The 20,898-nt window shown below is 58.3% G+C and carries 24 protein-coding genes; 6 read left to right on the top strand and 18 right to left on the bottom strand.

Annotated features, from left to right (window positions below; all coding sequences use genetic code 11):
- Positions 1 to 2: 2 nt before the first annotated feature.
- Positions 3 to 1,085, top strand: a complete 1,083-nt coding sequence (locus WM42_RS03870) for a DUF4282 domain-containing protein (protein WP_062035761.1) — start codon at positions 3 to 5, stop codon at positions 1,083 to 1,085.
- Positions 1,086 to 1,173: 88 nt separating this feature from the next.
- Here the strand turns inward: WM42_RS03870 and WM42_RS03865 are convergent, their stop codons facing one another.
- From WM42_RS03865 to WM42_RS03790, 16 genes are all read right to left on the bottom strand, one after another.
- The gene (locus tag WM42_RS03865) at positions 1,174 to 1,596 is read right to left on the bottom strand and encodes a DUF3151 domain-containing protein (RefSeq protein WP_062035760.1); all 423 of its coding nucleotides are present in this window, start codon (positions 1,594 to 1,596) and stop codon (positions 1,174 to 1,176) included.
- Positions 1,597 to 1,646: 50 nt separating this feature from the next.
- On the bottom strand, positions 1,647 to 2,243 hold the full coding sequence (locus tag WM42_RS03860) for a Maf family protein (protein WP_062035759.1): 597 nt from the start codon (positions 2,241 to 2,243) through the stop codon (positions 1,647 to 1,649).
- Between the two features lie 23 nt (positions 2,244 to 2,266).
- Positions 2,267 to 2,461, bottom strand: coding sequence for an acyl-CoA carboxylase subunit epsilon (locus WM42_RS03855; RefSeq protein WP_061920746.1), 195 nt, complete (start codon positions 2,459 to 2,461; stop codon positions 2,267 to 2,269).
- A gap of 13 nt (positions 2,462 to 2,474) precedes the next feature.
- The gene (locus WM42_RS03850) at positions 2,475 to 3,809 is read right to left on the bottom strand and encodes a carboxyl transferase domain-containing protein (RefSeq protein WP_062035758.1); all 1,335 of its coding nucleotides are present in this window, start codon (positions 3,807 to 3,809) and stop codon (positions 2,475 to 2,477) included.
- A 106-nt stretch (positions 3,810 to 3,915) separates the two neighbouring features.
- Complete coding sequence (locus WM42_RS03845) at positions 3,916 to 5,109, bottom strand: metallophosphoesterase family protein (protein WP_235591310.1); 1,194 nt, start codon at positions 5,107 to 5,109, stop codon at positions 3,916 to 3,918.
- Positions 5,110 to 5,336: 227 nt separating this feature from the next.
- Entirely contained in the window at positions 5,337 to 6,950 is a 1,614-nt protein-coding gene (locus WM42_RS03840; RefSeq protein ID WP_062035757.1) for an acyl-CoA carboxylase subunit beta, read from the bottom strand.
- A 162-nt stretch (positions 6,951 to 7,112) separates the two neighbouring features.
- The gene (locus WM42_RS03835) at positions 7,113 to 7,364 is read right to left on the bottom strand and encodes a hypothetical protein (protein ID WP_062035756.1); all 252 of its coding nucleotides are present in this window, start codon (positions 7,362 to 7,364) and stop codon (positions 7,113 to 7,115) included.
- A 206-nt stretch (positions 7,365 to 7,570) separates the two neighbouring features.
- On the bottom strand, positions 7,571 to 7,873 hold the full coding sequence (locus tag WM42_RS03830) for a hypothetical protein (RefSeq protein WP_061920753.1): 303 nt from the start codon (positions 7,871 to 7,873) through the stop codon (positions 7,571 to 7,573).
- An 8-nt stretch (positions 7,874 to 7,881) separates the two neighbouring features.
- Positions 7,882 to 9,186: an inorganic phosphate transporter gene (locus WM42_RS03825; RefSeq protein WP_062035755.1), complete on the bottom strand. Its 1,305-nt coding sequence runs from the start codon at positions 9,184 to 9,186 to the stop codon at positions 7,882 to 7,884.
- A gap of 332 nt (positions 9,187 to 9,518) precedes the next feature.
- Positions 9,519 to 11,033 carry a maltose alpha-D-glucosyltransferase gene (treS, locus tag WM42_RS03820; RefSeq protein WP_062035754.1) on the bottom strand — a complete coding sequence of 505 codons (1,515 nt, stop codon included), beginning with the start codon at positions 11,031 to 11,033 and terminating at the stop codon, positions 9,519 to 9,521.
- The gene (locus WM42_RS13585; RefSeq protein ID WP_061920760.1) at positions 11,030 to 11,215 is read right to left on the bottom strand and encodes a hypothetical protein; all 186 of its coding nucleotides are present in this window, start codon (positions 11,213 to 11,215) and stop codon (positions 11,030 to 11,032) included. Before WM42_RS13585 ends, treS begins: the two co-directional genes overlap by 4 nt.
- Positions 11,215 to 11,580 (bottom strand): hypothetical protein, encoded by a 366-nt coding sequence (locus tag WM42_RS03810; RefSeq protein WP_062035753.1) that lies wholly within the window; start codon positions 11,578 to 11,580, stop codon positions 11,215 to 11,217. The genes WM42_RS13585 and WM42_RS03810 overlap by 1 nt, the downstream gene beginning before the upstream one ends.
- Positions 11,580 to 12,401 (bottom strand): carbohydrate ABC transporter permease, encoded by an 822-nt coding sequence (locus WM42_RS03805; RefSeq protein ID WP_061920765.1) that lies wholly within the window; start codon positions 12,399 to 12,401, stop codon positions 11,580 to 11,582. Before WM42_RS03805 ends, WM42_RS03810 begins: the two co-directional genes overlap by 1 nt.
- Complete coding sequence (locus WM42_RS03800) at positions 12,401 to 13,357, bottom strand: carbohydrate ABC transporter permease (RefSeq protein WP_062035752.1); 957 nt, start codon at positions 13,355 to 13,357, stop codon at positions 12,401 to 12,403. The genes WM42_RS03805 and WM42_RS03800 overlap by 1 nt, the downstream gene beginning before the upstream one ends.
- 199 nt (positions 13,358 to 13,556) lie before the next feature.
- Positions 13,557 to 14,840, bottom strand: coding sequence for an ABC transporter substrate-binding protein (locus WM42_RS03795; RefSeq protein WP_062035751.1), 1,284 nt, complete (start codon positions 14,838 to 14,840; stop codon positions 13,557 to 13,559).
- Between the two features lie 176 nt (positions 14,841 to 15,016).
- Positions 15,017 to 16,009: an ABC transporter ATP-binding protein gene (locus WM42_RS03790; RefSeq protein ID WP_062035750.1), complete on the bottom strand. Its 993-nt coding sequence runs from the start codon at positions 16,007 to 16,009 to the stop codon at positions 15,017 to 15,019.
- A gap of 47 nt (positions 16,010 to 16,056) precedes the next feature.
- Between WM42_RS03790 and WM42_RS03785 the strand changes: the two genes are divergently transcribed.
- Positions 16,057 to 16,677, top strand: a complete 621-nt coding sequence (locus tag WM42_RS03785) for a hypothetical protein (protein ID WP_070498745.1) — start codon at positions 16,057 to 16,059, stop codon at positions 16,675 to 16,677.
- 54 nt (positions 16,678 to 16,731) lie between these two features.
- Positions 16,732 to 17,592 carry a biotin--[acetyl-CoA-carboxylase] ligase gene (locus WM42_RS03780; RefSeq protein ID WP_062035749.1) on the top strand — a complete coding sequence of 287 codons (861 nt, stop codon included), beginning with the start codon at positions 16,732 to 16,734 and terminating at the stop codon, positions 17,590 to 17,592.
- 110 nt (positions 17,593 to 17,702) lie between these two features.
- Here the strand turns inward: WM42_RS03780 and WM42_RS13750 are convergent, their stop codons facing one another.
- Complete coding sequence (locus WM42_RS13750; RefSeq protein ID WP_256365606.1) at positions 17,703 to 17,837, bottom strand: hypothetical protein; 135 nt, start codon at positions 17,835 to 17,837, stop codon at positions 17,703 to 17,705.
- A gap of 45 nt (positions 17,838 to 17,882) precedes the next feature.
- On the opposite strand from WM42_RS13750, the gene WM42_RS03775 reads away from it, so the two are divergent.
- Complete coding sequence (locus WM42_RS03775) at positions 17,883 to 18,323, top strand: hypothetical protein (RefSeq protein ID WP_062035748.1); 441 nt, start codon at positions 17,883 to 17,885, stop codon at positions 18,321 to 18,323.
- Here WM42_RS03775 and budA read toward each other — a convergent pair.
- Positions 18,320 to 19,039 carry an acetolactate decarboxylase gene (gene budA / locus WM42_RS03770; protein ID WP_062035747.1) on the bottom strand — a complete coding sequence of 240 codons (720 nt, stop codon included), beginning with the start codon at positions 19,037 to 19,039 and terminating at the stop codon, positions 18,320 to 18,322. The genes WM42_RS03775 and budA overlap by 4 nt on opposite strands.
- Between budA and WM42_RS03765 the strand changes: the two genes are divergently transcribed.
- Together WM42_RS03765 and purE are read left to right on the top strand one after the other, a co-directional pair.
- Complete coding sequence (locus WM42_RS03765; RefSeq protein ID WP_062035746.1) at positions 19,025 to 20,305, top strand: 5-(carboxyamino)imidazole ribonucleotide synthase; 1,281 nt, start codon at positions 19,025 to 19,027, stop codon at positions 20,303 to 20,305. The two genes, budA and WM42_RS03765, sit on opposite strands and share 15 nt — an antisense overlap.
- 78 nt (positions 20,306 to 20,383) lie before the next feature.
- Positions 20,384 to 20,884, top strand: coding sequence for a 5-(carboxyamino)imidazole ribonucleotide mutase (gene purE / locus WM42_RS03760; RefSeq protein ID WP_062035745.1), 501 nt, complete (start codon positions 20,384 to 20,386; stop codon positions 20,882 to 20,884).
- Positions 20,885 to 20,898: the final 14 nt, after the last annotated feature.

Below are 20,898 nucleotides of genomic sequence, written 5' to 3'. Positions count from 1 at the left end.
ATATGACCAACCCAGACAAGTTCGGAGAAAACAACTCCGACCAGAATCCACAGCACGCTGCTGAGGACGCGATGAGCTCCTCTTCCTTCGGTAATTCCGACTTCGGCAACTCCGATTTTGGAAATTCTGATTTTGGCAAGTCTGACTTTGGCCAGTCCGATTTCGGTGCTTCTTCCTTCGGCGCTTCTGATTCCTCCGAGGCATCGAGCTTCGGCGGCGCGCACGGCACCAGCAGCGAAGAAACCGTGAACTTCGGTGAGACTTCCTCTGATTTCGGCCAGTCCGACTTCAACCAGGCCTCTTTCAACAGCTCCGACAATGCCCAGGGCTTTGGCTCTGAGAACGCTCAGGCTGCCAGCGCTTCCGCCGAGCCCGCAAGCTCTGCATTGGGCTCCCACAGCGCTGATAACGCAGGTAGCGCAAACGGCGTGATCAACACAGGCAATAACAATGCAGGCAATGGTTTTGGCCAATCCAGCTTTGGTCAGCCAGTTCCGCCGGCCGGCAACTTCAACCAGGGTGGCTTCAACCAGCAGTTCCAGCCGCAGAACCAGCCGCAGAACCAGCCGGGCCAGCAGAACCAGCAAGGCTTCGGTGGCTTCCAGCCACAGGGGCAGCCAGGTCAGCAGAACCAGCAAGGCTTTGGTGGCTTCCAGCCACAGGGCCAGCCAGGCCAGCCGGGCTACAACCCACAGATGCAGGGCTTCAACCAGTACCCGCAGGCGCCGAAGGATAACTTCTTTAAGTCCCTGTTTGACTTCAAGTTCTCCAGCTTCATCACCGTGAAGTTTGCATCCATCATCTACGTGATCGCAGTTGTGGTCGGTGTTCTGTCCTGGATTGGTGGCCTCATCGTGGCCGTCACGGGCGGCTCCTTAACCGGCATCATGGGCGATCTTGCAGGCTCGTCCTCTGCTGGCGGTGGCATGGCTGCAATGATGATCCTGGGCCACCTCATCTTCGGCACCCTGGGTCTGCTGATTTACCTCATTCAGGTTCGCCTCGTGCTTGAGTTCTTCGTCTCCAACATCCAGACCACGGAGAACACCAAGAAGCTCGTCGAACTGGCAGAAGCGGATAAGTAAGCCCTTCACCTGCCAGCTAAAAAGCCTCGGCCTCATGTGCTCTTTTCAAGAGCCGAGACCGAGGCCTTTTAAGTTTTAGGTATTCGATTTAGTCGAGGAGGCGGGCTACGCAGTCTGGGTCGGCGTCGGAAAGCATTTGGCGGAGGCGGTCGTACTCGTCTTGCTCACCGATTGCCTGTGCAGCGTGCGCGAGAGCCGCGATGGCGCGCAGAACGCCCCGGTTTGGCTCGTGGGCAAAAGGAACTGGGCCCCAGCCCTTCCAGCCGTTGCCGCGCAAACGGTCGAGGCTGCGGTGGTAGCCCGTGCGTGCGTAGGCATAAGCGGTGATGTAGGCAATCGGCAGGGCCTCGTCCTCGCGCAGGCGGGTTAGCTCCTGCTCCGCCAGCAGCGCCCACAGCAGTGGGGAATTAGGGTGTGCGACGATTCCGGCCTGTAGGTCGGAAACGGAATCCGCGCCAGGATCGGCGGGCAACTGGATAGGGGCAGGGGCTAGCATGTCTTTCATTTCCATGCCCGCAACCCTACCGCCAATCCGTTTGGTGGTGCAGATGGCTAGGGAATCTAAGCCGCGTTCCAGAAGTCCGAGACGTGCAAATCAAAGGAATAGAGCGCGCGGCGGACTACCGGCAGGGAAAGCCCAATGACGGAGGAGGGATCGCCCTCGATGCGGTCAATGAACCAGCCGCCGAGAGCCTCTAAGGTGAAGGCGCCGGCGCATTCCAAGGGTTCGCCCGTTGCCGCATAGGCGGCTATGTCACGCTCGGTGGCAGATGCAAAGAAGACTTTGGTACGGGAGGTCTCCACGTGGCGCTTTTCGCCATGGATGATGCAGTGACCGGTTAACAGCTCGGCGCAGTGGCCGGCTTGGGCGCGCCAGCGCTCCACGGTGGCCTGCTCGGTGTGCGGCTTGCCTTGCAGCTGACCATCTAAAAGCAGCATTGAGTCGCCGCCGATGACAACGTCTGCGGGGTAATCGGGCGCTACCTTTTCGGCCTTTGCGGTGGCAAGGGCTGCGACGACGTCGGCAGGCGGGGCGCTGCTTAGCGACGCCTCGATGGCCCTTTCGTCGACGTGTGCTGGGGCTAAAACGGGCTCAACCCCGGCCCCGCGCAAGATGGAGGCGCGGGACGGGGATTGAGAAGCGAGGACAATTCGCATGAATTCGGCTTCAACCTTGGCGCTTAGTAGTAGCGCACGTTACGGAACGCGGACGGGTTATAGGTCTGTCCCGGCTGGCCCCAGAGATCGCGGGTAGCGCGGGTATCTGCGGCCTTGGCGCGGGCATCGGCATCCAGCTGGGTCAAAACTGCGGAAAGCGCTGCGACTTCTTCGTCAGAGGGGTTACCCTTGAGGACCTTAATCAGAGGAGCAGTCATGGTGTTCTCCTTATTACAAGACGATGTTGCCGTGCTTCTTCGGCAAAGTAGGGACAATTTTACGTTCCAGAAGACGCAGTGCTTCGATGATGGAAGCGCGGGTCGCGGCGGGAGTGATAACCGCATCCACCAGGCCGCGCTCGGCTGCCTGATACGGGCTTAGATACTCGGCTGCTTCTTCCTCAGAAATCTCGAGCTCCTGGGCCAATGCAGCGGCGTCAGCAACTGCGATTTCGGCGGTCGGCCAGGCGTAGGACAAGTCTGCGCCCAGGTCCTTGGACCCGAAAGCGATGTAGCCGGTACCGTGCGCGCGGCCCACGATGATGCTGAGCTTGCCGACGCTCGCGGCGGAGTAGGCATGCACGAACTTCGCCAGCGCTGCGGTTTCCAGCTGCAGGGCAGGAGCATCCACGAATTCGAGGATTGGCGTATTGAAGGCGTCGCAGAGGCGGACAAAACGTGCGGCCTTGACGGAGGCGGCGGCGTCGAAAGTTGCACGGTTGGCGAGGATGCCCACGGTGCGGCCCTCGACGCGGCCGAAGCCGGTAAAGACGCCTTCAACTTTAGCTTCGAGCTCGAAGACATCGTCGCAGACAGCTTCGACGACTGCGTGCAGGTCAACTTCGCCGGAATCGCCGACGATGCTGTTGAGGGCTTCGTCATCCGCAGACATATTTTCTTCGACGGAGCCCACCATGAGCGGGGCATCCGTGCGGGGGGCCTCAGCGCGGTTATTCGCCGGCAGGTAGCTCAAAACCTGCTGGATCAAGGCGATCTCATTGGCTTCGGAGCTGGCGCTGAGATGACCGTCGGGTGCAATGGTGACGTCGGCAAGCGCGGCGACCAGCGAAGCATCCTTGGAATCGGCGTAGACCGCGGTGACCTGCGGGATAAGGCCAGACGCCGTGGTGGCGCGGGCCAGGATGCGCGCCTGCATTGCGGAGGAAACGATGCCTTCCTGGGCGCGGGGCTTATCACCGGCGATCATGGCTACGATGGGAACGCCGGTCTTAATGGCAAGGTCATAAAGCTTGGTGATCTTCTCGCCGTAAACCTCGCCCATGGTGCCGTCAAAGATGGTCGCGTCCTGTGCATAAGCGCATACCTTGCGGCCGCCTACCGTGCCATAGCCGGTGATAACGCCGTCGGTATAAGGGCGGTCATACTCGCGGCCGAAGTCGGTGGAGCGGTGACGCGCCAGTGCGTCAGTTTCGACGAAGGAGCCGGCATCGAATAACGCGGTAATCGCGCTACGTGCGGCAGGGACCTCGCCCTGTGGCGCTCGGGACTCGGTGAGTTTATTGCTCAGGTCCTCAATCTTGCCAGCGGTGGTCTTCATGTCAGTCATAGATATGCAGTCTACAAGCTTGGGCGCCATACGCTCACCTCGCGGTGAAGGCATGGCGCGAAATCATATGGCGCCCAGTGCTAGTCCCCAGTGCTAGTCCCCAGTGCTAGGAAGAACTCGAGCTTAGGCTAGAAAGCCCCCACGAAGATTGCGAAGATCCGTTTTCTTCAGGTTCGCCTGGGGAAGCGGAAGCATCATCGACTTCCGGAAGTTCCACGTATTCCGGAAGCGCCGCTGGTTCTTGAAGCGGCTGCTTGGCAGGGGCCATGTCAATTCCAATGTCCTTGGCAAAGATTACTCGGGTGCCGGTATAGACAGACTCAGCATTGGCGGAAAACTCAAACACGCGTGCGCCACGCAGTGAGTGCTGCGCTATTGTGCCGTCGCGGAGACCGTAGGCCCCAAAACCGGTGCCCGGGCCGTAGCCCAATTCGATGCCGTAATAGTTGCCCATGTAGGTGTTGATGTGGTCGTGGCCGCAGTAGATTCCGCGAATGTCGCCACGGGCCTGGGCCGCGGCATAAATACCAGAATTGAAGGCGCCTACATAGCAGTCTTCGTTCTTTTCTCCTTTGATTCCATGCTTCTCTACCGCTTTCGCGTGGTCAAGCAGACCGTTCTTGAGCGGGCCGCCGAACCACATGTCGCGGTGCTCATAGGTAGGAATATGGAAGAACATAAGCCCTTCGACCTGAGAACCTGTCGCCGCGGCCAGCGCATCCGACTGCTGTGCGTACCACGCAATCTGCTCTGGGTGAATGTAATCATAGGCCGGCAGATCTGCTGCATCTTGTCCACCGATGATCTCCGGGTGATAGCGGCCAGAATCGAGAAGCCAAAAGCTGAAGCGAGCAGTCGCGGCGTCGTAAAGCGCAAGATGCGTATTCGAAGCACCATAGCCGCCGGACGAGGCAGGCGCATTCCGGTTGTGGCGGTAGGAACGCACGAACTGTGTCATGTGCTGGTGGCGCACACCAGTGCCGCCCTCCTCTGCGGAATCTTCATCGTGGTTGCCAAAGGTAACGGCCCACGGGATATCACGGCTTTCCATAGGCAGCACCACGTTATTGATGGCTTGGTAGACCTGCTTTGGGGTGGTTGGGCCGGCGGAAATGACATCGCCGTTGATAAGCACAAACCCTGGCTGTTCTGCGTCGAGAACGTGCTCCATGAACTCGATTGTGCGCTTATCGGTTAGGTGATCATCTTGAGTGTCATTGAACTGAATGACTTTAAAGGATCCGTCGGAATTGAATTCCAGCCGAGATGGCGTTTGATCGTCTTGCGAGGGTCTATCCAAGGGAAGCGAAGCATCTTGCGCGACTGCTGTGCTCCGGTTTGAAGCTACGGCTCCAAGTCCGAGAAGAGAGGCACCTGAGAGGAAATTGCGGCGTTTAATCTTGGACATAGTGGATTCCTAGTCTCCTTATTAAATAAGAAATTTTTGAAATACAGTTGGAGACTAAGGCGCTTTGGTATCCGGGCAATGGCCGCCAGATGAAGAATAGGAGAATAGGGAGAAACTATCTAGAGCGGGACGTTGCCGTGCTTGCGCGCTGGACGGGGGACGTTCTTGTCAGCGTAAAGGCGTAGGTTCCGAGTGATAGCACTGCGGGTTTCTGAAGGAAGGATCACTGCGTCTATTAGGCCGCGTTCTGCCGCCTTGTAGGGGTTTAGCATGTGGTCTTCGTACTCGCGTTCAAAGGACTTGGCGAGCTCTTCGACGTCGAGGCCTTCTTCACGGGCCTTCTTGAGCTCCTTGCGGTAGATGAAGCCGATGGCGCCGGCGGCGCCCATGACTGCGATTTGGGCGGTCGGCCACGCAAGGTTGACGTCTGCGCCAAGCCCCTTGGAGCCCATCACGCAATAAGCGCCGCCGTAGGCCTTGCGCATGGTGACAGTGATCTTCGGTACTGTGGCTTCGCCGTAGGCGTAGAGAAGCTTGGCGCCGCGGCGGAGGATGCCGTCGTGTTCTTGGGAAGCACCGGGCAGAAAGCCTGGGACGTCGACGAGCATGACGATGGGGATGTTGAAGGCGTCGCAGGTGCGGACGAAGCGCGCGGCCTTTTCGGAGGAATCGATATCAAGGCAGCCAGCGAAGACCTGCGGCTGGTTGGCCACGAAACCGACGGTGTGGCCTTCGACGCGGCCGAAGGCCACGACGACGTTTTCGGCGCGTTCTGCCTGGATTTCGAGGAATTCGCCGTCGTCGGTGATGGCTTCGATGACGTGCTTGACGTCGTAGGGCTGGGTAGGGGAATCAGGGATGATCTCGTCGAGAATGAGGTCATCGGCGGTTTCATCGCCGAGTTCTTCATAGGGCTCAAAAGGTGAGCGCTGGCGGTTATTGGAGGGGAGATAAGTCAAAAGGTCGTGGACCCAGTCGAGGGCTTCTTCATCGGTGGCGGCGGTGAAATGGGAGTTACCGGCGGATTGCATGTGAGTGGAGGCGCCGCCGAGTTCCTCCTGGGTGATTTCTTCACCGGTGACGGTCTTGATGACGTCGGGGCCGGTGACGAACATCTTGGACTTTTCCTCGACCATAACGACGAAGTCAGTCAGGGCAGGGGAGTAGGCGTTGCCACCGGCGCAAGCGCCCATGATGACGGAGATCTGTGGGACCACGCCGGAGGCCTTGACGTTTTGGTAGAAGGTGCGCGCGATCCAGTCGAGGGAGACTGCGCCATCTTGGATGCGGGCACCGGCACCTTCGTAGAGGCCGATGAGCGGACGGCCGGTGGTTACGGCAAGCTCCATGATTTTTACCATCTTTTCGCCGTAGACCTCGCCGAGCGCGCCACCGAAGACGGTGCCATCTTGGGAGAAGATACAGACCTCGCGGCCATCGATGGTTCCCCAGCCGGTAACGATTCCGTCGGTCAATGGCTTTTTCGCGCCCATGCCGAAATCGGAGGTGCGGTGCACGGCGAGCATATCGGTTTCGACGAATGAGCCTTCATCGAGCAGATAGTCAAGGCGCTCGCGTGCCGTCAAACGGCCAGCGGCGTGGACTTTCTGGTAGGCCTTTTCGCCGAGCGGAGCGGCGGCTTGCTCGCGGCGCCGCTTAAGTTCGGCGATTTTTCCGGCAGTGGTGGCAGCTTGCTCATCCTCGAGGGAGGTAAAATGTGAGGAAATAGTCATGTTTGAAGAGTTTAAAGAAAACCCTCGGGGTTTTACACCTTGAAACACGGGTGATTTCCCTCACAAAACTAGTTTGTGCTGCTAAGTGGTGTGGGGTAAAGAAAAGCGCCTAGCTTCCTTTTGTGGAAAAGCTAGGCGCTTTAAGGTTTGAGGCTGGGGAATTTAGGCTGCGAGGCCGAAATCCATGAGGAAGAGCTCCACCTCGTAGACTTCTTCGGTGCGCGGTGCGCGGCCAGCAATGGAGTTGAATACGGAAACGATGTCATCCGTCGTGGCCGGTGTGGTGTCACGGTTGACAAGCTCCTCGGTGACGAGGGCTTCCATGGGGGTTGCGTCCAAGGCGTCAAGGCCCGTGCCGGTGACGCTCTTGAATGTGGTTGCGAACGAGTTAATCAGTCCGTTGATGGTATTCATTGATGCTCACCTTCTTTCGATCTGGACAATGAATCTTCGGCCGCTGGGGGTAGGGAAAAGAAATGTAGTTAAAAACAAAGAAACTAGCGGACGAGCTGATAAGTACTTGATAGTACGCTCGGTCCGCTAGTTTAGCAACCTTTAGTTCCGTGTTAGTTAACTTTTCGTTAACTTAACGCTTGAAGAACTTTGGTTTAGGTTCTGTCTTAATGCTTGCTGGAAAGGCCCGGGAAGAGCTCAATTCCGAAGTAATTGTGAATCGAATCCTTAGCAATCCAAGAGATGGCAATCAGGATGATTACGCCCAAGACCGCGTAGACGGTCCAGCCCAAAACCTTCATCTGGGCGGAGGCCTCGGTGTCGCCGACGATGACGCCGTCGCTGTTGCGGATTGGGTCACCGGTCATGCAACGCATGCCCAAGGCGAAAAGGAGCGGGATGCCAGCGCCGAAGGCTAGTGCCAAGCCAGCGACGCGGGTGATGGCGACGAGAATTTCCATTGCGGTCATGGCGATTCCTACTTTCCTTGGGAGACTTCGTGAGCGGAGCTGGAAGCGTCGTCGACGACGCCGTGTACGCCATTCGCGGCGCCCGGAGCGTTGCCGGTGGCAACGCCGGCGGCAACCTTGTCGTGAGCCTGCATGGAGGAGTCAACAGACTCAGCATCAGCGTCCCAGTCGTCGTTGACGTTGGATGCATCCACTGGGTTGCGGCGAGCGCGCAGCAGGATTGCTGCGACCATGGCGAGCAAGATGATGGCGTCAACGATGGCGCCAGTCAGGGTGTTGGTTGCACCGCTAACCAGGCGTGCAATCCACCAGGTGGCGAAGCCGACTGCAGCAGCGCAAGGCAGGGTGATTAGCCATGCGGAAACCATGCGCATTGCAACGCCCCAGCGGACCTGTGCGCCCTTCTTGCCTAGGCCGGTACCGAGGATGGAGCCGGTGGAAACGTGGGTGGTAGACAGTGCCATGCCGCCAGCGGCGGAGGTGAGGATGATGGCTGCGGAAGATGCCTCGGCGGCCATACCCTGTGGGGACTCGATTTCCACCAAGCCCTTGCCCAGGGTGCGGATGACGCGCCAGCCGCCAGACATGGTGCCGGCTGCGATTGCCACTGCACAGGCAACGATGACCCAGGTGGGGATGCGCTGATCGGCATTTGCCTCACCGGCTGCGACGAGGGCTAGGAAGATGACGCCCATGGTCTTCTGTGCGTCGCCTGCGCCGTGTGCCAGGGAAACTAGGCATGCGGTGACGATCTGGCCGTGGCGGAAGTGCTCGTTCTTTACGCGCTCTGGGATGGTGTTAGTAACCCAGTAGACCAGCGCGGTGCCGCAGGCCGAAACCATGGCGGCGATGAAAGGGGATGCGATTGCTGGGATGATGATTTTGCCGGCGATGGAAGACCAGGCAACGCCGCCGCTGCCAAGGGCTGCAAAGGCTGCACCGATGAGGCCGCCGAAAAGGGCGTGGGAAGAAGAGGACGGCATTCCGAGGAGCCATGTAAATAGGTTCCAGAAGATGCCGCCAATGAGGCCGGTGAATACGACCATTAGGAGTGCTTCTCCATCGGTTCCGACAGAGAGATCGTAGGAATCAAGGTTGACGATGCCTTTTGCCACGGTTGCGGCAACATGAACGGAAAGAAAGGCACCGATCAGGTTGAGCAATGCGGAAATGGCGACTGCGGTAAATGGCTTTAGAGCGCCGGTGGCAATGGAGGTGGCCATTGCGTTAGCGGTGTCGTGGAAGCCGTTGGTGAAGTCAAAGGCAAGGGCAGTGACGATCACGATGGCCAAGATGATTAGTGTCGCTGTCACGGGCGCGACCCCTTTCCAAGATTCTTCGGTTCTTCTCGAGCGAGGGAGCGTGGCGTGACGGCCGAGGTTAAACTCGGCGACAGTGTCGCAACCGCGTTCCTAACTAACAACGGTATAGAGTAGACGCCTTATGAGATTGGGCCTAATCTCTCAATGGTTGCTATGACCTTGGGTTTTACGCTTTATGTTCGGCTTTTAAATCATTAGATAGTCGGTCTTTGGTGAAGATTCCCGCGGTATACATATCGTGTTAACCTATTGTTTACCCAAGGCGGGGGAGTGCACCCCCGGCCGATATGCATTTTCCGTTTAGGTCCTATTTATTCACTGGCTTATTGGTCCTCGATGGGCAGCCAAGCGTAGCCAAATGGCCCTAATTCCACCGGGCCCAGATCGACGGCGTCTGCGGTGAAGTTGTGCAGACACAGAAGGCCGCCCCGCTGGAAAGCAAAGATGCCTGCTTCGCCCGTTTCTACCGCCTCAAAGGGGGCGTTTGCTAGCTCCGGGAAGGCCTTTCGCTGGGCAATGAGTTCGCGCACGGTATTGAGCAGCGATGTCGGATCCGTTTTTTGCTCCTCGACGTTGATCTTCGTGCCGCCCACGATTGGGCGGCGCGGGTGCGGGGCCGTGGTGAAGCCAGCGCCGTCGCCAGGGGCCCATTGCATAGGGGTGCGCACCGCGTCGCGGTCTGGAAGTGAAGGAGAATCCGCCATGCCGATTTCATCGCCGTAGTAGAAGAAAGGCGAACCCGGCATGGAAAGCAAAAGCGAGAAGAAAAGCTCAATCTTGCGCCGGTCATTTCCCAGAAGCGGAGCCAAGCGGCGGGCAATACCCACGTGGGCGCGCATCTGCTCATCCGGAAGGTAATGGCGATACATCAGCTCGCGGCTGGCATCGTCGACCATTTCGAGCGTCAGCTCGTCATGGTTGCGCAGGAAGGTGCCCCACTGGCAGCCGGCAGGTAGCTCGGGGATTTCATCCATGATGGCGTAGAGGGGGGTGGCGTCGCCAAGCGCAAGTGCCTCATATATGCGCGGCATCAGGGGGAAGTTGAAGACCATGTGGACGCGATTGCCGGTGCCGAAGAACTCCATGGTTTCTTTCGGCGGCTGGTTGGCCTCGGCCACCATGACGGCCTCCGGATAGTTCTCATCCATGAAGGCACGTAGCTTCTCGACGAACGCGATGGTCTCCGGAAGGGATTCGCCTCCCTGGCCATCACGCTCATAGAGATAGGGGATGGCGTCCAAGCGGAAGCCGTCTAGGCCCTTGTCCATCCAGAAAGAAACGATGCGGAAGACTTCCTCGTGGACGGCAGGATTGTCATAGTTGAGATCCGGCTGGTGCGAGTAGAAGCGATGGAAGTAGTACTGCTCGCGCACCTCATCCCAGGCCCATGTGGAATCTTCGACGTCGGTGAAGATGATGCGGATTTCGGGATACCGGTTCGGATCGTCTCCCCACACGTAGTAATTGCCGTAAGGGCCCGAAGGATCGCGGCGGGACGCTTGAAACCATTCGTGCTCGGTCGAGGTGTGATTGAGAGCGAGGTCCGTCATTAAACGCATGCCGCGCTTGTGGGTTTCGGCTACGAGCTGTTCGAAGTCTTCCATTGTGCCGTAATCGGGGTGGATGGCGTAGTAATCGGCGATGTCGTAGCCGTCATCCTTCAAAGGGGAGGCATAGAAAGGCGAAAGCCAGAGACAATCGACGCCGAGCCACTGTAGATAGTCAAGCTTTTCGATGACGCCTTGGAGCGTGCCGACGCCTTGGCCGCCGCTGGGACCCGCGTCCTTAAAAGAGCCGACGAGGGCCTGGTAGAAGATGGCGTTTTCGTACCAATTCATGCGAGGTCCTTTCTTTTTGCGCGCCAGAGTAGATATTCAATGGTGCATAGGCCGCCGGCCAATAAACCGGGCCAGATGGCGGGAGAGACAGAGAAGAGATTGATTACTGCTTGGATTAAGGCAAGGAAGGCAAAGAAGCCAACAAAGCCTAGAGCAGTGTCCCACAATAAAGCCCGACGCATTAGCTGACTTTGAGGTTGAACGCGGTTCCGTCGGACAATTGGATGGCGGTAGCGCCTTCCTTTAATGCGCGAACGCTGGCGTTGTATTCCGTGGCACCATCAGTGCGCGCCGGGGAAAATTCAGCGACTTCGGGATTGCTAACCTCGGCAAAGAGACCTGTGGACTCGGTGATGACGAGGACCTCATCGATTTTTAAGTCGAAGGTCTGGCCAGATAGCTCCTCTGTGCTCAAGATGAGTGGGGCAGGCATGCCCACGGACTCAGCTTGGCTTGCTGCGACTTGTTCCTCCTCCGAAGGCGCGCACGCAGCGCTGGCTAGAGCTAGACAAGCAGAAATAGCGGCAAACCCTAAGTTTTTAAGCATTAGGCCTTCACACCTCCGGCGGTGAGACCGGCGACGATGCGATGCTGGAAGATGAGCACCATGATGATGAGCGGGATAGTCACGAGTGCGCCGGCAGCCATGGTAGCGGCATAAGGGTATTCGAATGCGGAGGGGCCGGAGAAGCGGGCGATGGCCACGGTGACCGGCTCAGTGGAATCATTCGAGAGCTGGCGCGCCAACATGAACTCATTCCACGTGGTGATGAAAGCAATGATGGCGGTGGTAAACAGTGCCGGTGCCGCGAGCGGGAGCAGAACCAGGCGGAAAGCCTGGCTGCGGGAAGCACCGTCGACGCGGGCGGCTTCCTCTAGCTCCCAGGGTAGCTGCCGGAAGAAGCTTAGCAAGGTATAAACCGTCAGCGGCAGCGCGAAGGAAATATTCGGGATGATCATCGCGCGGTAGGTGCCGATCCAGTCGAGGTTGCCAAACATCTGGAAAAGCGGGGTAACCAAGGCGATGGCGGGGAACATGGAAGCCGCCAGAATTATGCCGGTAACGATGCCCTTGCCAGGGAAGTTATAGCGCGCCAAAGCATAAGCAGTAAATACGCCTACTGCTACGGCGATGGCGGTGGTGGCCAGTGAAATAACCAAGGAATTGCCGAGAGCGGCAAGGAAGTTATTGCCCTTATCAGTAGCCAGTGCATCCTGGAAATTCTCCAAGGTGACATGGGTAGGCCACGGCGTGGTGTCGAAAGTGTGGTCTTTATTGCGAAGCGCAGTAATGACCATCCAGTAGAAGGGCGCAAGCCCCCAGAACATGATGAAGATGATGCCTGCGTAGTGTCCGAACTTTTTCATTACTTGGCCGCCTTCCTATTCGCACCGCGCTTACTGCCAGAAACATCGGCCCCCAAGAAGCGAACCAGAATGAAGGCCACGACGAAGATGAGCAAGAAGATGAGTGTGGACAGCGCAGAAGCCGAGTTGAAGTTGCCTTGGCGCATATCCTCAACCACTAGCTGGGAGATAGTGGCAGTAGGGGCGTTGGAAGAAGCCGAAATCATGATGACAGGAAGGTCGTACATGCGCAGTGCGTCGAGCGTGCGGAACAAGATCGCAACCATCAGTGCCGGGCGCACCAGCGGCAGCGTGATCTTGAAAAAGGTTTGTACGCGGCTTGCGCCGTCAACGCGGGCTGCGTCGTAGACATCCCGCGGAATCATCTGCAGACCGGCCAAGATAAGCAGGGCCATGAAAGGGGCAGTCTTCCACACGTCAGCGATGATGACTGCCAGACGTGCGTAGAAAGGATCGGTGGTCCAAGCGAAGTCGGTGCCGAGCAGGGAGTTAACGATGCCATCTGGTGCGAACATGAACTGCCACAGCTTTGCTGTAACGGCAGTAGGAATAGCCCACGGCACCAGGACTGCGGCGCGCACTAGGCCGCGGCCCTTGTACTCGCCATTCATGATGATGGCCATGAACATACCGAGGATGGTCTCAAGCAGGACGGTGACCACAGTGAAAAACAGCGTGATCTTCAGCGCCGGCCAGAAATCCGTGGCAATCACGCCCGGAGGGCATTGCGCTATCTGCCCAGTGCCGGAAACACACCGGTTATTGATCCAGTACAGGTAGTTCTCAAGGCCTGCAAAGCCGCCTTCTTCAAAGATTCCTGTCTTGGGGTTGAGGTGGCGGTTTCCTTGGAAAGAAAGCCAGATGGCACGCAGGATTGGGTAACCGATGACGACGGCGAGCACAAGGAGAGCCGGCGCGATAAGGCCCGCGGCATGCAAATTCTGCTTGCGCTTCATGGCGGTGGGCGTTGTTACTGCCACGCTGGGGACGCCTTTCTGCTGGAGATTAACTGGTTGGGTAAGAGTCTAACTGGTGTGCCTGACATCAAAGACAATGCGGGGCGTGCGCGAGCACACAAGCTCACCCACGCCCCGCATGGCGCCTCCTTCTTGAGCCTTCCTACAAGAAGAAAGGAGCTGCAAGGAGCATAAAAATTTATCCCTGGGAAGCAGCCTCGATGGCGGCCTTCATGTCCTTGGTTGCATCGTCCACGGACTTGTCAGCGGTCAAAGCTGCATAAGCGTTATCCTGCACGGCCTTGGAAATAGCGGTGTAGAACGGGGAAACCGGACGCGGCGCTGCGTTCTCGAGGGATTCCTTGAGAGCTGGCAGGTACGGGAACTGCTCAATGAGGGCTGGGTCATCGTAGACGGAAGCCAGAACCGGTGGGAAGGAAGCCTCAGCGAAGGACTTCTGGTTTTCCTCGTTGATGATGAACTTCATGAAGTCCAGTGCGGTGGCCTTCTTCTCAGAGTTGATGTTGATGCCGTTGTTGTAGCCACCCAGGGTGGAAACACCGACGCCGTCCTTGCCTACCAGCGGCTGGACCTCGAACTTCACGCCAGCATCTTCAGCGTTGGTGTACATGTACGGCCAGTTGATTGCGAAAGCAGACTTGCCCTCGGTGAAGGCTAGGTTGGTCTCCTCCTCGGTGGCGGCGGTGGAGTCCTTGGAGATGACGCCGTCCTTGTAGGCGTCGACAAGTGCCTGCAGACCAGCCTTGGACTCTGTGGAATCCACGGAAGGAGCGCCATCATCAGAAAGAACGGAGCCGCCCCAGCCCTCCATGAAGCCGGCGGTGTTAACGGTCAGACCCTCGTACTGCTTGAGCTGGGTGGTCAGACAGGAGGTGTCTTTCTTGAGCGCCTCACACGCGGACTTCAGATCAGCGAACTTCTCCGGAGCCTTGTCTGCCAAGTCGGTGTTACGGAACAGCAGCTGGCCGTTGGTGTTCTGCGGCAGTGCGTAGAGGGTGTCGTTGTAGGTTGCAGACTCAACGGTGGAATCCAGCAAACCATCGGTATCAACCTCAAGGTCATCGGTCAGCGGTGCGAGCCACTGGTTGGCTGCGAACTCTGCGGTCCAGACGACGTCGAGTGCCATGACGTCGTAGTCAGAGTTGCCTGCCTGCAGGGACTGAACCAAGGTGTCGCGCTGTGCGTCAGCCTCACCGGCCAGTTCCTTCAAGGTGACCTTTTCTTCTGGGTGCTCCTTGTTCCACTTTTCAATGATCGGCTGGATCTTGTCAGTGTCATTCTTACCCATCGCGAAGGTGATAGGGCCGCGGCCGTCGGCACCGTCTACGGAGCCCTGTGCGGCGGAATCGGATGAGCCTTCGTCGGAGGAGCAGCCTGCCAGAGCCAGCGCAAGAGCAGCGGTGGTTACGACGGCGCCCTTCTGGACGGTACGAAGGTGAGAGCGAAGTACGGACTTCTTCATGGGCAATAAACCTTTCGGAAAACTTCTTGTGCCTTAAAAATAAGTTACAGTGTCCACACTTCGTGGAATTTTTGACCTAATTCACTAAGTGGAAATGAGCCTTCCTGCAAAAGGCCTGCAGAAAAGGAAAAGTTGGGGGTGGTTATTACCCCCCAACAACTCTTTGCAGTTTTGGACTATCGCTCGATGCGTTCGCCCGTTTCGGGGTCGAAATGGTGCGCATTTTTCACATCAAAAGAGAGAAGGACTTCCTCGCCGCGCTGTGGAGTGCGGCCCTTGTCAGCGCGGGCCACGAAGCGCTGCTCGCCCACATTGATATAGACGAAGGACTCGGCGCCGAGTTCCTCGACGATGTCGACGGTGCCGGGGATGCCGACCGGGCCGTCGATGATGCGCATGTCTTCTGGGCGAATGCCGATGCGGCCGCCGTCGTAGTCAAAGATATTCATCGCGGGCGATCCGATGAAGCCGGCGACGAACTCGTTGACCGGGGCGTCGTAAAGCTCACGCGGGGAGGCCACCTGCTGCAGGACACCATCTTTGAGCACAGCAACGCGATCGCCCATGGTCATCGCTTCGACTTGGTCGTGCGTGACATAAACCGTGGTGGTGCCGAGGCGTTGCTGCAGGCTGGCTAGCTCCGAACGGGTCTGCACACGCAGCTTGGCGTCAAGGTTGGACAAAGGCTCATCCATCAAAAAGACCTTTGGATTACGCACGATGGCACGGCCCATGGCCACGCGCTGGCGCTGACCACCGGAAAGATCCTTCGGTTTGCGGTCCAGGTACTCGCTAAGGCCCAAGATATCGGCAGCTTCTTCTACCTTTTTCTTGAGCTCATCCTTTGGCATCTTCGCCAGCTTTAGCGCGAAACCCATGTTCTCAGCCACGGTGAGGTGCGGATAAAGGGCGTAGTTCTGGAAGACCATTGCGATATCGCGATCGCCAGGTTCCAAACCGGTGACGTCTTTATCATCGATCAAGATGCGGCCACTCGAGGTCGGCTCCAAACCTGCAAGCGAACGAAGCGTCGTGGACTTTCCGCAGCCTGAGGGGCCGACCAACACCAAGAATTCGCCGTCTGCGATTTCCAGGTCAAGGTCTTTGACCGTGGGGGCTGCGGCGTTGGGGTAGGTGATGTTGACCTTTTCAAAAGTGACCTTTGCCATGCGCCTACACTAGCACCCCCGCTAAATCACATATGCTGGTTGGCGCCATGAAAAAGCTTATTCCTCTCTTTGTCCCTCTTTTTGTTCTCCCCTTAGCCAGCTGCTCCGGCGCTGCTTCTGAGGACGTTGCCGCACCAATGACCACCGTCGCCGCATCCCAGACTTCTTCCGAATCCGCTCAAACTTCTGCCGCGCCGAGTAGCGAGCCGAATAAAGAATCGGAAAAGCCTTCCAGCTCTGCGACACTCGCACCGCGCGATACCACTTTCAAAAAGATCTTCGGTGAGCAGGCTGATGCCAACGCTGCGCGCGGCTATTTGGAAGAAAACGGCCACTTCGATCGCGCCCTTATGAAGGACAGTCTTACTGCCGCGGGGCTTAACATCTCTGATTCTGAGGTCACTGAATATGGCCAGTGGGTTTGTGAATGGGTGGATCCTGAAATTCGCTACACCGCCGTCATGGAAGGCGATGGCCGCTCGCTGACGGGGGATAAGCGTTTTATCTACGACAAGCTCATTGTTGACACCGTGGAATGGCTGCCGGGTAACCGCGGCATAACCATCTCCCCGGAACAGGTGGAAAAGGCGCTGCCGCAGGCAGTCTTGACTAGCTGCTTGGATGAAAGGACCGCGCAGGAAATCCTGCATAAGCCAAACTGGTTCTAGCCTTTGTGCTGCGTGTAAACATGCATGCGGCATAGTCGAGTACTCTCTTAGGGCATGACAGCTGCACTTGATATTGAACGCATTCGTACCGCGCTGGCGGATGACTTTGCTCTAGTTGAATATGTGGAGCAGACCGGCTCAACCAACACCGATCTTATGAAGGCTGAAAACGTTGCCGATGGCACGGTGTTGCTGACCAACGAGCAGGTTTCCGGTAAGGGCCGGTTAGGTCGGACCTGGGTAAGCCCTGCTGGTTCGCAGCTTATTCTTTCTGTTCTTATCCTTCCAGATTCCCTCGAGCACCTAGGCACCCTGCCACTGGCATCGGGCCTGGCCGTCACCGACACCGTCGAGGGCTCCGTTCTGAAGTGGCCGAACGACGTTCACATCAACGGCAATAAGCTCTGCGGCATCCTTGCCGAGGCTGGCCCCGTCGGTGCCGCCTTCAAGTCCGCGCCCAAGACCGAAGTCAGCAAGGCTGAGGTAAACAAGGCGGAAGTAAACAAGGCTGAAGTCAATAAGGCTGAGGTCGCCCCGAAAACGCAGGCCGCGCCTGCGCCTTCCGCGCGGGTGGTTGTGGGCATGGGCCTGAACGTCACGCTTACTCGAGAGCAGCTGCCTATCGAAAAGGCCACCTCGCTAATGCTGGAAGGTCGCGATACGGATCGCACGGAATTGGCGATTGCCCTGCTCAAGAACCTGCGTCGTCGCATCACCCAGTGGGAGAACCAAGACCCACAGCTCATGGCAGACTACCGTGCGGTGTGCTCCTCGATCGGCCAGGAAGTTCGCCTTGAAGCGCCGACTGGCGACGTCGTGGGTGTCGTCGAGGGCATTGGCGACGACGGCCGCATCAACGTTGGCGGCGAATATTACTCGGCAGGTGATGTCACCCACCTGCGTCCCGTGCAGTAGCGACTCGTTGCTGCGCTGAGTGGAGTGGCGGGGCGCTTTAAAACACAATTTGCCAAATAGGGCCCGCCGCAGAGCGTGGTAGGCATTCCTATTTGGCAAATTGCGTCTATTTAGGGGCACTGTCCGCTCATCGGACCGCCGCCCATTCCCTGGGAGACCTCACCGGCAGTCGCCTCAGCGACAGTGCCGCCGACGGTGACGGTGTAGGAATCGCCGTTGGTGATTTCAGCCGCGGAATAGGCCACGTTGCTGAAGTCCTTCGCCGTCTCCGGCGGGTATCATGCACCCCTATGGGACTGATGAAGATGGGGCGCGGCGAAGTAGTCCGCGTGGATATGACAGCGCCGTTTCGCGCGCTGATCTTTCCTTTCCTTGAGCTCATCCTCATTACCGGCGTGGCATGGATGGGCATCGGCTGGGCGGATGTCCACGGCCTAGACAGAAACCTGCGTAACGGCATCGTTTTAATCTGGGCGCTGCTATCGCTGTGGCGTTTCGGTATCCCGCTCTACCGCGCGCGCCGGCGCCGCTTCATCGTTACTAACCTGCGCGTTATCGCCCGCGAGGGAGGGCACATTGATTCCATCCCGCTGCAGGATATTCGCGGTGCTAGGCGGCGCCGCGGTGGGATCTCGCTGGCCATCCACGGTTATGAGCGGCCAATGTATTTCTCTTCCATCCCCAGGGCCAAACGCGTAGAAGAAATTCTCAACGAGCAGGAGCTCTTCTAATTCTTAACCTCTGTGGTGTGCAGCTGGTGGTCCAGATCCTCAGGAGCCAGGTTGGCTTGCTTGAATTCCTGGGTAAGCGGCAGCCGCATTTCAAGATCCGTGCCGGGGCAGAGCTCGATGGTGGCTTCGTCGACGACGTAGTCCAGTACGTGCCCGCCGGAGCAACGCGCGGCGTCGATAAAGTGAACGTGGCAGCCTGGCACCGAGATTCCCTTTTCAAACACTGGGGTGCGGAAACCACCGATGATGCCCTCGACGTTTTCAAAGTGCAGCTCCTTATCGCCGCCCACCGCCTGCGCCATGGGAGGGTAGGGCTTGGACTGTTTGACCACGGTGCGCGTGCGCACTGACTCGAAGCGCCCCGTTATCCGCACCGCGTACATGTAGTTGGCGGAAGGCTCGACTTCATCGACGAAGGCCGAAAGCTCTTCGCGGCGCATTCCGCGCGGTGCTTGCACTTTGATGCGGGGTACGAAATTGGTGGCCACCGCAAAGGGCGTTCCCTGGTCCAGGTCCGCGATGGTGGCAGTTCCGTCGCCGCGCAGCTGGTAACAGATGCCGTCGAGAATCAACATTTCGCCGTCGAGCGCATCGAAGGTACCGATGCCAAAGTTGCCCTTGCCGAGCAGCTCACCAATGGTCATTTCGCCGTCATAAATGCCGTCCAACAGAGCGGCCATGAGGGAGTTCTGGAAGATGGTATGCCTGACGATCATAAGGTTAAGGCTAGTATTGGATGGGTGAGTCATACAGCAAAGCCCATCGTTACCGTTTATGGCGACGGCCAGCTCGCACGCATGATGCAGCCGGCTGCCGCCGAGCTCGACATCCACCTGCGCATTCTTGCCTCCTCGCAGGAGCAGTCCGCAGCGCAGGTCATTCCAGACGTGGTCTTGGGTGATTACCATGCCTACGAGATGCTGGTTTCTGCAGCTAAAGATGCCGATGCGCTGACCTTCGAGCACGAGCACGTGCCCACCGATCACGTGCAGGCGCTTATCGACGCCGGCTATAACGTCCAGCCGCAGCCTTCCGCGCTCCTGTATGCCCAGGACAAACTCTTTATGCGCCAAAAGCTGGCGGAGCTGGGTGCACCGGTTCCGCGTTTTGCACAAATCGCCTCTGTTGAGGATGCGCGTAATTTTGCCGAGCTTGTAGAAGGCCGCGTTTGCTTGAAGGCCCGCCGCGGTGGATACGACGGCCACGGCGTGTGGTTCCCCGCTGCAGAGGAGCTGGATTCCCTGGTCGCTGAGCTTCTGGAAGCCGGCACGCCTTTGATGGCAGAGGAGAAGGTTGACCTCACCCGCGAGCTTTCGGTTCTAGTCGCCCGCCGTCCTTCCGGCGAGGTGAAGGCTTGGCCGATTACCCAATCCGTGCAGCGTGACGGCATCTGTGCCGAGGCCTTCGCGCCCGCGCCGGGCCTGAGCCCAGAGCTGGCGCAGCGCGCCGCCGAGGTCGGCGAGCTCGTGGCCACGCAGCTAGGAGTGACTGGCGTGCTGGCAGTTGAACTCTTTGCTTACACTGTCGCTGAAGCGGACAACTGGGGTAGCGCGGCCTCGGCTGCCGCAGCCTCCGCTGCTGGTTTCCCAAGCGATGGAGCAGTAGAAGAATTTGCTGTAAATGAACTCGCGATGCGTCCGCACAACACGGGTCACTGGACCCAGGACGGTTCCGTTACCTCTCAGTTCGAGCAGCACCTACGCGCAGTCTTGGATCTGCCGCTCGGTGAGACCACAGCGCTTGCTCCCGTAACCGTCATGGCTAACGTCCTTGGTGGCCCGGAAGATCCAGAAATGCCAATGCCGCAACGCGTACGTGCCGTGATGGAGCGTTACCCGCAGGCCAAGATTCACCTTTATGGCAAGGACTACCGCGCCGGCCGTAAGATTGGCCACGTCAACGTCGTGGGTGAGGACGTCGAGCAAACCCTCCACATCGCGGCAGATGCTGCGCACTTCCTCGTGCACGCGGCCTGGCTCTAAAAGCTCTGCCTGCATAAGTTTTCCGCAGATTCCCGCAACCTTCTTGCTGCCCCCAGTAACAACTACCTAGGAGAAGATATGGAACCACTCGTTGGCCTCATCATGGGTTCTGATTCAGATTGGCCTACCGTAAAACCTGCTGCCGAAGTCTTGGCGGAGTTTGGCGTGCCTTTCGAGGTGGGCGTCGTCAGTGCACACCGCACCCCAGAAAAGATGCTCTCTTATGCCAAGGACGCGCATAAGCGTGGCCTGAAAGCCATCATCGCCTGCGCCGGCGGTGCTGCGCACCTGCCGGGCATGGTTGCTGCGGCGACTCCGATTCCGGTCATCGGCATTCCGCGCGCGCTGAAGGACTTGGATGGCCTGGACTCCTTGCTGTCTATCGTGCAGATGCCCGGTGGCGTGCCGGTGGCGACCGTGTCTATCGGCGGCGCTAAGAACGCGGGCCTTCTTGCCGTTCGTATCCTTGGCGCAGGGGATCCTGAACTAACCGAGAAGATGGCGCAGTACCAAGAAAATATGGCCGCCGAGGTGGAGAAGAAGGACGCAAACCTGCGCGCCCAGCTGCTGGGGGAATAGGCGATTTCCTGGAG

This window comes from Corynebacterium simulans (genome assembly GCF_001586215.1).
Lineage (GTDB): Bacteria > Actinomycetota > Actinomycetes > Mycobacteriales > Mycobacteriaceae > Corynebacterium > Corynebacterium simulans.
Note: the sequence above shows the minus strand (reverse complement) of the source record. Positions and strands in the feature narration are given on the sequence as shown.